Raw genomic sequence first — 14,431 nt, forward strand, 5'->3', positions numbered from 1 at the left:
AAAAGCCGGCATGAAAGCCGGCTTTTGTCGTGTTACGCGTATGGTGGTGCGCGTTAACCGCGAAGTTCTCGCCGTAAAATTTTACCCACATTGGTTTTGGGCAACTCTGAGCGAAATTCTACCAGTTTAGGCACTTTATAGCCCGTTAAATGTTGCCGACAGTGTTGGATCACTTCCTGCTCTGTCAGGCTGGCGTCTTTTTTCACAATAAACACTTTAACACTTTCACCACTGGCATCGTTTGGCACACCAACGGCGGCAACCTCCAATACTTTTTCGCTCATTGCGACCACTTCTTCAATTTCATTTGGATATACATTAAAACCGGATACCAAAATCATATCTTTTTTGCGGTCAACAATGTAAAAGAAGCCTTCTTCGTCCATACGGGCAATATCGCCGGTATATAGCCAGTCATCTTTTAATACTTTGTCGGTTTCTTCTGGCCGGTTTAAGTAGCCCAGCATAACCTGCGGGCCTCTTACCAGCATTTCGCCGGCTTCACCTGGTGCCACATCTTTGCCGTCTTCATCCACCAGCCGAATATCCGTTGACGGTGCAGGTAAACCAATGCTGCCGTTAAAACTGTCTAAATCGTAAGGGCTAATGGTCACTAACGGGCAACACTCTGTCAGGCCGTAACCTTCAACTAAACGTGTACCAGTGGTTTTCTGCCATCTCTCAGCTACCGGGCGCTGCACTGCCATGCCACCACCTAACGACAACTTAAGCTTGGCAAAATCTAAATCGGCAAAACCCGGTGTATTTAATAGCCCGTTAAACAACGTGTTTACACCGGTAATGGCCGTAAACGGGAATTGCGATAACTCTTTAACGAAGGCTTTCATATCACGCGGATTGGTGATCAGTAAATTGGTGCCACCATACTTAAAGAACGTGAAGAAGTTCGCCGTTAACGCAAAGATATGATAAAGCGGTAACGCGGTAACAACGTACTCGGCACATTTATTTAAGAAGCTATCAAGGCAACCACTGACCTGCTCCAGGTTACCCACCATATTACGGTGCGTAAGCATAGCCCCTTTTGATACCCCCGTGGTACCACCGGTGTATTGCAAAAAGGCGATATCGCTACCACTCAGCGTGGGCTTGGTATAGCTAAGATTAGCCCCCTGCTCTAACGTGGTGTTAAAACGCGTGAAAGCCTTTAACTTATACGCAGGGATTAGCTTTTTAATGTGCTTAACGACTAAATTAACGATGGTCCCTTTAACCGTACCCAAACGGTCACCCATTTTGGTCAATATCACATGGTCAAGTTTTACCTTATGTTCTACAGCAGCCAAGGTATGGGCAAAATTCTCAACGATAACAATAGCTTTAGCTTTAGAGTCGTTTAACTGATGCTCAAGTTCGCGTGGCGTATATAGTGGGTTAACATTAACCACAACACAGCCAGCACGCAAAACGCCCATTAACGCAATAGGATATTGCAGTAAGTTAGGCATCATAATGGCAACCGCATCGCCTTTTTTCAGCCCAAGAATAGTTTGTAAATACGCAGCAAAAGCCGTGCTTTGCTGATCCAGCTCGCGATAGCTGATGCTCTTACCCATATTGATAAAAGCCACTTTATCTGGGTACTGCGCAATGCTTTGTTCAAAAATATCTAATAATGACGGGTAATGATCGGCATTAATTTCTGCGGGTACGCCTGACGGGTAACGTTTTAACCAAACTCTATCCACCGTCCTCTCCTTTTGTCTAAGGTTATTATTGTATAGATATAAAACCACCGGCACGCAATCTGTTGCTGCGCTTTTATCCGTTTGTGGCTATATTGGAGTTTTTACTCTAACGACTAATCATCCCATAATTGTAAACAATGTACAATTAGCCGTGGTTATTGAAAAAATAGTTACTGTCTTGGTTATTACAAAAGTTACTCTGTCGGTTCTTGTAATGGTTTAACAAATTTTAGTGTCATTCGATCACTTTCACCGATAGCAAGATACTCTTGTTTGTTGTAGTTGCCCATAGCAAATGTTGGTGGCAATGCATACACCCCCTTAGGGTAATTTTTGGTGTCGGCCGGGTTTGCATTAATTTCGCTGGTAGCAACTAAGCTAAAGCCCGCCTGCTCGGCAGCCTGAATTAAATAAGACTCATCAAGATAGCCATCAACCGCCGAACTGGAAATATCAGATAACCTTGCCGCTCTGTGTTCAACCATACCCAGCACGCCGCCAGGTTTAAGCACTTGAAACAAGCTTTGCAAGGTCGCAAATAAATTGCCGTCTTCATTCCATATGTGGGCATTACGGAACGTTAGCACCATATCAAACTGGTCATTCTGTTGCGGGTACAGCAATGGCGGTTCCAGCTCTACCAATGCAGGTTCACCAAAATAGGCTTTTTCTTCAATTAAACGTTCAGCTAAACGTGCACTTACCCGCGCCCAAAAAATGCTGCGTTCATCTTTGAAAGAACCATCGTTTTGCTTAAACTGCGCCAGGGTTAATTGCCCCTGATCTTTCAAAAATGGCGCCAGTATTTCGGTGTACCAACCATGTCCTGGCCATATCTCCAGCACGGACATATTCGGCTGTATACCAAAAAACGCGAGCGTTTCAACCGGATTACGATATTGATTACGCTGTATATTAAGCTCACTACGCTGTGGTGCGGCCGCCAGCTGTTCAAGCTTGATTAACGACTGCTCAGCAGAAACGTGTACAGAAGCGAAAGATAAGCAGCTGAAAAATAACGGTAAAATCATTGTCTTTGTTCTAATTGTAATTGACATACTTCAAACCTTACTGATTACTGACTCTACGACGTCAGGGCGTTTAATGCCGGAAAAGGAACTGAATTATTCGTTTGATTGTTCAGTTTTAATTCAGTTCCATTTACACCTAATTTAGCCACACTAACGAGCGAACGCAAAGTAAAACATTGAGCGCATGCATTTAGCGCTTTGTCGACATCGCTTTGTCATAACAACGCTATAAAGTACACTAGCAACCCAGAACATCAAGCTCTAATAAGGTAAACCTGAATGCGCCTGCGTTTGTTATCGTTGTCAATGTTGTTAGCCCCTTCTCTTGCTCTGGCAGCACCAAAAAATATTATTTATATGATAGGTGATGGCATGGGCCCCACCTATTTGTCGGCATATCGCTATTACCAGTACGATAACAGCACTAAAGGGGTTGAAAACACTATTTTTGATGAGTTGTGGCAAGGCATGGCCAGTACTTATCCAGATGATGATACCTATGTTACCGACTCCGCCGCAGGTGCTACCGCATTAGCTACCGGTGAAAAAAGCTATAACGGTGCAATATCAGTAAACCGCCAGCATATTCCTATAGGTACCATGATGCAGCTTGCCAAGCGCCTTGGTAAAGCTAACGGTATAGTTGCGAGCTCTCAAATTAACCATGCAACGCCAGCCTCATTCTTAGCACACAATAAAAGCCGCAGTAACTACGATGATATTGCCAATATGTATGTCGATTACAAGATTAACGGTAGGCCGGTGGCTGACGTGATGCTGGGCGGCGGCATTAAATATTTTCAGCGCAAAGACCGCGATTTAGTCAGTGAATTTAAACAACTGGGTTTTCAATATACCGACAGTTGGCAACAACTTGATACCCTAACCCAATTACCGGCTTTAGCCTTACTCGCTGAAACAGCGCTACCGGCGGCACTTAATAGTTCACAAAACGCTCAGTTGGCTACGCTTACGACAAAGGCATTACAGCTGTTAACCCCAGCAGAAAAAGGCTTTGTGCTGATGGTAGAAGGCAGCCAAATTGATTGGTGTGGCCATGATAACGATATTGCCTGCGCCATGGCCGAAATGGACGATTTTGCCAAAGCGATTGCTGTAGCCAAAGCTTACGTTGATAAGCATCCGGATACGTTGTTGATCATAACTGCTGATCACGAAACCGGCGGTATGACATTGGGTGCTGCAGGCGCATATCTGTGGCTACCCAAAGTAGTTCAAAAGGTAAAGGCGACGGGAAGAAGCATTGCTACGCAATTAAAACAGGCTGAGTCTGACACTGCAGCACTCGTACTTTGGGCTGATTTAACCTCGATAACCTTAACCGAAGAAGAACAAGCCGCATTACTGGCGGCGCGGCAACAAGATGAAAAGACATTACGTGTTTTGTCTAACCAGCTGGTTGCCAAATACTCTTACACCGGTTGGACCACGGGTGGGCACACCGCTACAGATGTGGCGGTGCTAGCATATGGCAAATGGCGTGATGACTTTAGCGGTTTTCAAGACAATACCCAGATAGCTAAAAAACTTATCCAGTTTATTCAACAAACCAAGTAGGCTGTTATGGCGCCGCGATAAGCTCGCGGCGCAGTTTGGGTGCACTGGTATCAGGGTGCAACCAGATATCAAAAAATGCCGCTCCAAAAGTGACATCGTCTACGACACCGGTCTCAACACCATTTAAATAGAATGTCACCTTACCGTCTGGTTGTAGCAGCGCAGCCAAGGTATCGCCCTCTGTAACATCTTGCCATAGCGTTTGTAATAGCTTTGCCCACTGCTGTTGTTGTTCTGTACTGGTAAAGCCAAGTTTTTGCCACTCATCTACGGTCGCATCAATAAACTGCTGTTTGCTGATATCACGCTTATACGTTAGCTCTAACAATAATGGGCTGCTGGTAGCGTAATCAATGAATTTGCCATCTGTGGTTGCAAGGCGCGCATCATAAAGCTGCCAAAACAAGTAGCGATAACTGCCTTGCCCTACCGTAGTGAAATCTGGCATGGCAAGTAAATTAAAGCTAAACAACAACGCCAAAATAGCACTACAACGCCGGCGCATAAAACCTCCTGCTTTGTCCCAAAGCAATAGCAATAGCGGCCCATACCACTACCAGCACGATGGCTGAGTATTCCGCTAGCGGAAACTGCAATAGGCCACCACTTAGCTTAGCACCGCCCCAATACGACATTGGCCCGCCAATGCCGCCCAGCACTGCAGCAACCCAAGGGCGGGTTAGCACTGACGCCATAAATTCGACTGAAGCCAAGGCAAACATAGCCCACAGTAGCACAAACCATGATGGCATTAGCATACTGCCCTCAAACTGCAATACGCCAGTTAACAGCAAGATGACATCAACGCTTACTCCTAACAGCAAAATACCGCCAACCGCGATTCGTGCTTTCGACGTTAACTTAAACATGGCATATATAAAATATCCCACCACCGGCAACATGGCGATGTACTGCCAGCCTATCAATGCAAACCAGCTTAGTTGGAAACCAATAAAGGCCCGCCAATGAAATGTGCTTAGCGCTGTTGTCATTGTTTCATCCTGGCAGCCACATTGTTACGTAACCGATAAGGCAAAAGTGACAGCAATTTCAACATAATACTTAACCGACGCGGGAAACGAATGCGCTGTTTACCGGCAGCAAGCCCGCTGTAAATACGCTCTGCTGCGGTATCAGTGCTAACTAAAAAGGGCATGCTAAAGTCGTTTTTTTGCGTTAGAGGTGTGTCGACAAAGCCCGGTTCAATTAAACTTACCGATATACCGCTGTCGACTAAATCTATCCGTAAACTGTCAGCAAAATAACTTACCGCCGCTTTACTGGCACCATACGCTTGGGCGCGGGTAAACGGGAAAAAATGTGCCATTGAGCTAACAATAGCTAATTGCGGTGACATAGAAGCCTTTAGCAACGGCATAAAGTATTTGCTTGCTGCAACCACGGCATGGAAGTTAATGGCGAAGGTGCGATCAAACGCGGCTAAATCTAAGTCGGTTGCGTCAACATACTCGCAAGTACCCGCATTTAACAACACCAGATCTAACACTACTCCCTCTTCAAGCAATTGCTCAGCTGCCGAACAAAGCGCTGCGGTATCCGTTAAATCCAGCGGTAATGCTTTAATGCCAGTGTGCTGGGCAAGTTGATTCAGTTTATCTTCAGAGCGCGCCACAGCATAAACTGTCCAGCCATTGGCGGCATAATACAGCGCTAGCGCGTGTCCAATGCCTGAACTGGCACCGGTAATTAAACAGGTAGAAGTCATAACCGTCTCTTAACAGTAATTTACCTTTAAGACTACGATGCAGGGTGTGGTTTGGATTTAGAAATAAACTGGGTTTTGCCAAGAGCCCGTTTTTGCTTAGGCGTAAAGATCGACACCCAGCATAGATTGCACTTCGCTACGGCGTTGCTCGTTAGCCTGGCTTTGATAAGCATCTATGGCTTGCTGGCTACGTTTGTCGGTAGCAGAGCGGAAATTTGTTTGTTGACGGCGCTCATCATCCAGCCGGTCAGTTACTTCAGCGCTGGCACGAATACCACGGCCTTTAGGCAGCTCTGTTGCTTCTTCGTTGCGCGGCAGCGCACGACGAGGCTCGTTGCCACTAAAAACACTGGCAACGTTGCTACTGGCATTTAGACTTTGATTTACGTTTAAGCTCATCACATCATCACTTAAGCAAACTGGTTTAATTATAACCAGTCTGCATTAATAGCCAAGTTATTTATCGTCCCGGCAGTTTTTGCCAGGTAACATCATCCCGCACATACACCGGTTCGGCATGTTCGGCGGCAATAAACTGTCCGGCGGCCAGTGCCGGCAGTGACAGACTTAGCATATCCTGCGCTGACGGGTATAACACATCATTGAGGATAACTGCGTTTTGCTTTTGTTGCAGTTGCTGTTCATAAGTTTGCCAGCCGGTGCCGACAGCGTAAACTTCACCACCGATATCAAAAACAGGTAAATCATGAGGTTTTATCGCCACTTCGCCCGAGCTTGGTAGCATCAGGCCGTTTTTTAAGCGAAAACTGGCGATATACACCTCTGCCATACGCGCATCTATTGCTGCAATAACCTGCTCGGCACTGTGCAACCTATGTGCAGCTTGCGCCATTGCCGCGAGTGTAGAAACACCATACACCGGCACGTCAGCACCAAATGCCAGGCCCTGGGTTACGCCAACACCAATGCGCACACCGGTAAAACTTCCCGGACCACGGCCAAACACAATGCCATCAAGCTGGCTAAGACCTATACCTGCCTGAGACAGCAGCTGTTGCACCATTGGTAAAATACGTTTGCTGTGTTGCTGGGGGCAAACCTCGTCTAGCGTTAACCTCTCGGCCCCGATCTGCAATGCCACAGAGCAGGCTTCAGTTGAAGTATCTAAGGCAAGTAACTTTACGGCAGTTGGCATCACGTTGGATTGTCCTGTTTCATCTGTTGTAAAAAATCGACCGCGGTATCTAAACAACGGGTACGCCGCATGGGCGGTAAACTGGTTAAAAACACTTCGCCATAAGGTTTGGTTACCAGGCGATTATCACAAATTACCATCACGCCGCGGTCAGTAACGTCACGAATAAGGCGGCCTACACCTTGTTTTAGTGTGATAACCGCTTGCGGCAATTGTACCTGCGCAAACGGATCCAAGCCACGCATAACACAATCTTCACTGCGTGCCTGTAGCAACGGTTCATCTGGTGAAGCAAAGGGTAGTTTATCAATTATCACGCAGCTTAGCGTGTCACCGCGCACGTCTACCCCTTCCCAAAAGCTACCGGTGCCTAACAGCACTGCATTGTCTAATGTTACAAACTGTTCCAGTAATAAACGTTTGCCGGTACTGCCCTGCACTAAAACCGGCTGACGAATAAGATCGGGTAATTGCTGAGCTACCATTTGCAGCATGCGATGGCTGGTAAATAAGAAAAAACACCTGCCGTTATTAGCTTCAATTAAGCGACAGGCAATTTGCAATAGGGTGTTAGCCATTGCCGGTTCATGTGGCTCTGGCATAAAGCGAGGCACACATAATAATGCCTGCTCAGCGTAGTCAAATGGGCTTTCTAATAATAAGGTTTTGGCTTGTTGCAGCCCCATTTGATCGGTGTAATGGCTAAAGCCATGATTCACCGATAAGGTGGCAGAGGTAAAGATCCAGCTACGCTCATCAGCGGCGACAATAGCGCGAAACTTGTCGGCAATACTCAGCGGTGTCAAATGCAAGCTAACATGCAAACGCGTGGTCTCATACCACAGGCTAACACCGCTTTGTTGCGTATCCATTAGTTTGAGTAAACGGGCTTTGGCCTGTGCTAAACGTTCAAAGGCATTGTCGATTAAATCGCTGCGGCCTAAGCTGCTTTTCAGCACCAGATACAACATATCTATGGCTTCACTCACGCGATTTAATGCCGTTTGCATCTGCGGATTTTGATAAGCATCACGCCAATTGCCTTTAGCGGGTTCGGTACCAAATTGCAAGCGCCAATCTTTAATCAGCAGTGCCACTTTATCAGCGGTTTTTGCCAGTTGCGGATGATCACGCAGTTCGGTTTTACAGGCGGTTTCGATATCACGGCATAAATCCAGTAACAGACGGCTGGAGACATTTTCACCAAAATAATCACTGGCAATATCCGGTAGCTGGTGCGCTTCGTCGAAAATAATCACATCCATTTGTGGCAGTAGCTCGCCAAACCCAGTGTCTTTTAGGGCTAAGTCGGCAAAAAACAGATGATGATTAACCACCACAACATCGGCTGCCTGCGCTTTTTTGCGCGCTTTAAGTAAGTGGCAATCTTCGTACACCGGGCAGTCTTTGCCTAAACAGTTATCAGTGGTGCTGGTGACGTAAGGCAGGGCTTTGGAATCTTCAGCAATATAGCTTAGCTCGCCAATATCACCGCTTTGCGTTTCTGCTGACCACTTTTTAATCAGGCTAAGGTCCTGAATAAGCTGTTCGTCCTGCATTGGTACATGGTTGTAATGCTGTTCAAGGCGAAATAAACATAAATAATTGCTGCGCCCTTTAAGCAAGGCCAGTTGCAGGGGGCTTGCCAGCGCTTTTACCACCTTGGGTAAATCACGAAAATACAGCTGCTCTTGCAGGTTTTTAGTACCGGTAGACAACACCACTTTTTTGCCACTGAGTAGCGCAGGCACCAAATAGGCATAGGTTTTGCCCGTGCCGGTACCGGCTTCAACCACTAAAGCGCCAGGGGTTTCAATAACATCGGCCACGGCCTGCGCCATTTCTACTTGCGCATCACGGGCGTTAAAACCGCTAATGTGCTGGGCTAGTGCGCCGTTTGGCGCGAAGGCAGAACTCACTTGCTTACGCATAGCAACTTCGCATGGGGTAACCAAAAGATATCAACACGTATACAACCGGCTAAAAAATTAGTGCGCTATTATGCCTTGAACAGCAGAAAAATTCAGACAAAAATATCTAGGTGACCGTCTTTATCAACATGTTGATCGTCTTCAGGGGTAGTGTAAGGTGCTTCAGGATACTCCTGCTGGCGGCGATCGCGTTTGCGCGTTGGGCGGGATAAAATGAGGTATTTTTGTTCATGCGGCTTTACCGGTGTTAAACGCGCATCTTTAAACACCGGTACTACCTGTTTGGGATCAGGCTCAACCGGCGTTCCGGGTACACGCTGCACAAAGGGCATAAAAGCGTCCATCAACCTCTCCTCTCGTTACCCCATTTTATCGGTAACAGGTTATCGGCAACAGGAGGGTAAACTTTACCGTCCTGTTAACGTATAGAGCTTAATTGTAACGCGATAGTCCAGCATGAGCGCAGCATTTTCCCCAGTAATGCTGCGTTAAAAAACACCGTTTTGCTAACAAAAAGGTTGCTCAATATCATTGGCAGGCTCAGTAAACCAGCGAGGGCCAGTAGCGGTCATATAAAAATGATCCTCTAAGCGCACACCAAATTCGCCCGGTAGCACCAGCATAGGCTCGTTGCTAAAACACATGCCGGTAGCCAAGGCGGTAGTATTACCCTCCACCAAATACGGCCATTCATGAATATCTTGGCCGATACCATGGCCAGTGCGATGCGGCAAACCTGGCAAGGTGTAATCAGGGCCAAAGCCATGTTGCTGCAAATAGTGCCGGGCGGCACGGTCTACTTGCTGACAGGGCTGACCAGGCTGTGCCGCGGCAAAGGCTGCCAGCTGAGCCTGTTTCTCATGTTGCCAGACTTCACGTTGGCGCGCTGTTGCGCTGCCAAACACATAGCTGCGGGTAATATCTGATAAATAGCCGTGTAAACGACAACCGGTGTCAATCAGTACCATGTCGTTTTCGTCCAGCGCTTTGGGTTTAGCCACACCGTGCGGGAATGCTGTATCGGCGCCAAATAGCACAATACAAAAATAAGACCCAGCAGATGCTCCGACTTTTTTATGCGCCAGATGAATAAACTCAGTCACTTCTTTGGTGCTAATACCCGCATATAACATAGTCGCCGTCGCTTTATGCACAGCTAATGTCATATCCATGGCTCTTTGCATTAATGCCAGCTCGTTTGCTGACTTATGCATACGGCACTCGGCTGTAACAGGGCGGGCATTAACAATACGTATTGTCGGTAGATGCTGCTGTATACCGTCAGCAATAAAAAACTGTGCACTTTCATCCATGGCTAACGTGGCTTGTTTGCCAGCAACAGTGTTAATTTCATTGGCACATAAGGCATAGGGGTCAACATGCTCATGCCAGCTTAAGATGTCACCTTTTATCAGCATTAACGGCGCAATACTGCCTATTTCAAAATGCGGTAATACATACACCAAACGGCCATTAGCAAATAATAATGCCGCAACCAGCCGCTCGCTGGCGTACCAGTCTACCCCGGTAAAATAGCGTAAATTGGTGCCCGCATTTAATAGCATCACATCCAGCTTTTGTTCAGCCATTAAGCGCAGGGCTTTATCAATACGCTGCTGATACTCCGCCAACGGAATAGGGGTTACGCGTGCCGTCATGTCCGACAACTGATCTAATGCTTGCTGCTGACTTGCTCCACCAACACCCAGGGCCATGTTATCTCCTATTTTTGCCACCCGCGTGGAGTGGTAATGTCAAATTAACCATTAGAAACACGCTAACTTGCTATTTAACCATAACTAAAGAGCATTGTTAGCGCACTATACTTATCTTGTAGCAATTGTTCCGGCATATTTTGAAAACACACCGGGCGCACAAAACGCTGTATAGCCTGACTGCCCACCGCAGTATACCGGCTATCGGTTGATGCCGGAAAGGGGCCACCATGCTGCATCGCGTGACATACTTCAACGCCCGTTGGCATCTGGTTAACAATAAGACGCCCGGCTTTTAACGCCAACTGTTGCCATAACGCCTGCTCCCGGCACAGCTCTTCGTCTTTTGCATATACGGTAGCAGTAAGCTGGCCAGCCAGTGTGGTTGCCAGCATCTGCATTTGCGTACTGTCGGCACAACGCACCAATATGGTGGCGGGGCCAAACACTTCTTCTTGCAGTATGGCCGCGGTTAAAAATGTTTGGGCAGAGACAGCAAAAATTCGGGGTACCACCTGACAGCCTTGCTCATTACCTTCGCCTTGAGCTAATAACTCAACGCCTGGCTGCTGCACTAAACGCTGACATTGTTCACGGTAACTTTGGGCAATTTTAGGCGTTAGCAAACTACCGCTGCCTTGTTTAGCACACAATACCGCTAATGTTTCAGCACACTGTTTGGCGGCATCAGTTTGCGGTAAAAATACCAAGCCAGGCCGGGTGCAAAACTGTCCCTGCCCCATTAATACTGACGCCAGTAAGCTTTGCGCAAAGTTGTCTGTATGTTGCTGTAAATAATCCGCTAAGGCAAAAAGGGGGTTTTGCGAGCCTAACTCTCCATAAAACGGGATGGGCTCTGCGCGCTGCCAGATTAAGCGTTGAAAATGCATTCCTAACTGCTGCGAACCAGTAAACGCCACCGCCTTTATAGCCGGATGCTGAATTAACTGCTCAGAAAACGCATGCTTGCGAGCATGAACTAACGCAAATACGCCCTTGGGTAAATCACATTGCACAATAGCTTTATCAATAGCGCGCGCCACGAGCTCTGCCGTTGCCGGATGCGCATTATGGGCTTTTACAATGACCGGACAACCGGCAGCGAGGGCTGATGCGGTATCACCACCGGCCACAGAAAACGCCAGTGGAAAATTACTGGCACCAAATACCACCACTGGCCCCAGTGCAACCGACTGCAAATGCAGTGCGGGTTTAGCTTGCGGCACACGCTCTGGCTCGGCCGCTTCAATAATATCTGCGCTTGGCTGCATTAAGTTTTTTGCAAATAAGCGCAACTGATTACAGGTGCGTGCCCGCTCACCTTCTACTCTGGCCTGTGGTAAGGCTGTTTCTGCCATAACGGTATGCACTAAACTTTCACCCAGCGCTTCAATTTCTTTCGCGATAGCCTGTAAAAACGCCGCGCGCTCAGCGCGTGATGTTAGGCGGTACTGTAAAAACGCACTGCTAGCCAGCTCAGTAACATCCTGCAGCTCCGCTGAATCGGCTTCAGCAAAGCACCAAAGTAACGCCTGATCGGTTGCTGGATTAAAGCTCGTATGCTTAGCCACTGGCACGCCTTGCCAGCGGCCACCAATAAAATGTTGTCCTGTTATCATTATTTCACCTCAAAACCTGTGGCATAGGGGTCGCTGTTATCTACCCTGATTTGGTTAAAACCATAGACATGGGCCCAGCCCTGAATAGATGGAATGATGGCAGGCTGACCGGCAATTTCAGTAACCGCTTCAAGCTTGCCGTGAAACTGACTACCAATAATGCTTTCGTGAACAAAGCTGTCGCCCAGTTTTAATTCACCACGGCTAAACAACTGTGCCATGCGGGCGCTGGTACCGGTGCCGCACGGCGAACGGTCAATAGCACCGTCACCATAAAACACCGCATTTGCCGCGTCAGAGCCAGCCGTTTTTGGCTTGCCCGTCCACTGCACATGGCTAATGCCATTGATGCTGGCATCCAGCGGATGTTGACACTGATAAGCCTGATTTGCCGCCTTTCGCAGCAAGGGGCTAAAGCGTAATATTTCGCCCGCGCCCCAGTGTTCTAAACCGAGAAAATTGGCCTGCGGCTCAACAATGGCATAAAAATTACCGCCGTAAGCCACATCAAAGTTAATGTTGCCAAGGCCAGGAACCTGCACTTGCGCGTGTTTTATCGCTAAATACGACGCCACATTACGAATGGTGACGGCGGTGACTTTGTCGCCTTGTTGTTGGTAGCTTACCTGAACTTGTCCGGCAGGCACATCCAGTAACAACTGGCCCGGGATCCGCGGTTTTAAAAACCCCTGCTCTAATGCCGCGGTTACAGTGCCAATAGTACCGTGACCACACATCGGCAAACAGCCACTGGTTTCAATAAACAGTACCGCAGCATCTGCGCCTTCGGTACACGGCGGATATAAAAAAGCGCCTGACATCATGGCGTGGCCACGGGGTTCAAACATTAACGCCTGGCGTATCCAGTCATAACGGGCAATAAAATCCTGCCTTTTTTCGCTCATGGTGTTGCCACGCAAAAGTGGATGTCCGCTGGTGACCAGCCGCACCGGGTTGCCACAGGTATGGGCATCGACACAAAAAAAGGTTCCGCTTAACATCATGCGTGTTGCTCCGGCACCTTTACAGTGATATCTATGCCATATTTGGCAAGATCAGGCCGCTGTGCCAGTGCCTGTTGTACGGTGCGTTCAACGTATTGCCGCTCAGTGCCTTCTAGTGCCAGCCTGGGCAAACGCACGTTTTCACTGCCCCGTTCCAGTAGTTGTTCAGCCAGTTTAATGCACTGTACTAAGGTGGGAATGGTATCCAGGCGCAGTAACGGCATAAACCAGCGATAGATTTCACGTGCCTCGCTAATACGGCCTTGCAGCGCCAGCTGGAATAAGGTGACAGACTCACGCGGAAATACATTGGTTAAGCCTGAGATCCAGCCAGTAGCCCCCAGCAATACTGATTCCAGCGCAATGTCGTCAACGCCGCAAAAAATCTGAAACCGGTTGCCAAACCGGCTTTGTAATTCAGTAATACGCCGGGTATCTGTCGTCGACTCTTTTATGGCGACGATATTTGGCTCTTCGGCCAATATTGCTGTCATTTCAAGCGTAATGTCCACGCCATAACTTACCGGATTGTTGTAAATCATAATCGGCAAGCGTGTTGCGCGCGCAACCGTTTGATAATGCACTAAAACTTCACGTTCTGTACCGCGGTACACCACTGCAGGTAACAGCATTACACCGTCGGCGCCAATTAGCTCAGCGGCTTTAATAAAGTCGATGGCGGCAGCCGCGCTGTTTTCTGTGCAACCGGTGATCACCGGTATACGCCCGGCCACGGTTTTAACGGTCTGTTGCAAAAACTCACGTTTTTCGGTCGCGGTTAAAGACGCATTTTCACCCACGGTACCCAGCGCAATAATGCCATCAATGCCATCGTCGATAAGCTGATTCAGCATTCGGGCATTGGCTTCAAAGTTAATACTGCCATCATTATGGAATTGCGTTGAGATTGCCGGATAAACACCTTGCCAGTTTACTTGCATTTTTTTTAACCTCTATCATTG

14 protein-coding genes are annotated in these 14,431 nt (G+C 47.8%); 1 reads left to right on the top strand and 13 read right to left on the bottom strand.

The features are described from left to right. Positions 1–53: 53 nt before the first annotated feature. Positions 54–1,709, bottom strand: a complete 1,656-nt coding sequence (gene fadD / locus H595_RS0101440) for a long-chain-fatty-acid--CoA ligase FadD (RefSeq protein WP_027669579.1) — start codon at positions 1,707–1,709, stop codon at positions 54–56. A gap of 194 nt (positions 1,710–1,903) precedes the next feature. Further along, positions 1,904–2,767, bottom strand: coding sequence for a class I SAM-dependent methyltransferase (locus tag H595_RS0101445; RefSeq protein WP_240474807.1), 864 nt, complete (start codon positions 2,765–2,767; stop codon positions 1,904–1,906). A 252-nt stretch (positions 2,768–3,019) separates the two neighbouring features. On the opposite strand from H595_RS0101445, the gene H595_RS0101450 reads away from it, so the two are divergent. Next, positions 3,020–4,318 (top strand): alkaline phosphatase, encoded by a 1,299-nt coding sequence (locus H595_RS0101450; protein WP_027669581.1) that lies wholly within the window; start codon positions 3,020–3,022, stop codon positions 4,316–4,318. Between the two features lie 4 nt (positions 4,319–4,322). Here H595_RS0101450 and H595_RS0101455 read toward each other — a convergent pair whose 3' ends face one another. The 11 genes from H595_RS0101455 to dapA form a co-directional block, all read right to left on the bottom strand. Then, positions 4,323–4,823, bottom strand: a complete 501-nt coding sequence (locus H595_RS0101455; RefSeq protein WP_027669582.1) for a chalcone isomerase family protein — start codon at positions 4,821–4,823, stop codon at positions 4,323–4,325. Then, on the bottom strand, positions 4,807–5,310 hold the full coding sequence (locus H595_RS0101460; protein WP_027669583.1) for a DUF2878 domain-containing protein: 504 nt from the start codon (positions 5,308–5,310) through the stop codon (positions 4,807–4,809). The genes H595_RS0101455 and H595_RS0101460 overlap by 17 nt, the downstream gene beginning before the upstream one ends. After that, positions 5,307–6,044: an SDR family NAD(P)-dependent oxidoreductase gene (locus H595_RS0101465; RefSeq protein ID WP_027669584.1), complete on the bottom strand. Its 738-nt coding sequence runs from the start codon at positions 6,042–6,044 to the stop codon at positions 5,307–5,309. Before H595_RS0101465 ends, H595_RS0101460 begins: the two co-directional genes overlap by 4 nt. Before the next feature lie 96 nt (positions 6,045–6,140). Next, positions 6,141–6,443 carry a hypothetical protein gene (locus H595_RS0101470; protein WP_027669585.1) on the bottom strand — a complete coding sequence of 101 codons (303 nt, stop codon included), beginning with the start codon at positions 6,441–6,443 and terminating at the stop codon, positions 6,141–6,143. A 61-nt stretch (positions 6,444–6,504) separates the two neighbouring features. Continuing rightward, complete coding sequence (gene tsaB, locus H595_RS0101475; protein ID WP_037053412.1) at positions 6,505–7,200, bottom strand: tRNA (adenosine(37)-N6)-threonylcarbamoyltransferase complex dimerization subunit type 1 TsaB; 696 nt, start codon at positions 7,198–7,200, stop codon at positions 6,505–6,507. After that, positions 7,200–9,131 carry a DNA repair helicase YoaA gene (locus tag H595_RS0101480; RefSeq protein WP_027669587.1) on the bottom strand — a complete coding sequence of 644 codons (1,932 nt, stop codon included), beginning with the start codon at positions 9,129–9,131 and terminating at the stop codon, positions 7,200–7,202. Before H595_RS0101480 ends, tsaB begins: the two co-directional genes overlap by 1 nt. A 92-nt stretch (positions 9,132–9,223) precedes the next feature. Next, positions 9,224–9,475 carry a hypothetical protein gene (locus H595_RS0101485; RefSeq protein ID WP_027669588.1) on the bottom strand — a complete coding sequence of 84 codons (252 nt, stop codon included), beginning with the start codon at positions 9,473–9,475 and terminating at the stop codon, positions 9,224–9,226. 162 nt (positions 9,476–9,637) lie between these two features. Next, positions 9,638–10,846, bottom strand: coding sequence for a M24 family metallopeptidase (locus tag H595_RS0101490; protein ID WP_027669589.1), 1,209 nt, complete (start codon positions 10,844–10,846; stop codon positions 9,638–9,640). A gap of 74 nt (positions 10,847–10,920) precedes the next feature. Next, positions 10,921–12,465 carry an aldehyde dehydrogenase (NADP(+)) gene (locus tag H595_RS0101495; protein WP_037053414.1) on the bottom strand — a complete coding sequence of 515 codons (1,545 nt, stop codon included), beginning with the start codon at positions 12,463–12,465 and terminating at the stop codon, positions 10,921–10,923. Beyond that, the gene (locus tag H595_RS0101500) at positions 12,465–13,469 is read right to left on the bottom strand and encodes a 4-hydroxyproline epimerase (RefSeq protein ID WP_240474808.1); all 1,005 of its coding nucleotides are present in this window, start codon (positions 13,467–13,469) and stop codon (positions 12,465–12,467) included. The genes H595_RS0101495 and H595_RS0101500 overlap by 1 nt, the downstream gene beginning before the upstream one ends. Next, complete coding sequence (gene dapA / locus H595_RS0101505) at positions 13,466–14,410, bottom strand: 4-hydroxy-tetrahydrodipicolinate synthase (RefSeq protein ID WP_027669592.1); 945 nt, start codon at positions 14,408–14,410, stop codon at positions 13,466–13,468. The genes H595_RS0101500 and dapA overlap by 4 nt, the downstream gene beginning before the upstream one ends. Positions 14,411–14,431: the final 21 nt, after the last annotated feature.

This window comes from Rheinheimera baltica DSM 14885 (assembly GCF_000425345.1).
Taxonomy (GTDB): Bacteria; Pseudomonadota; Gammaproteobacteria; order Enterobacterales; family Alteromonadaceae; genus Alishewanella; species Alishewanella baltica.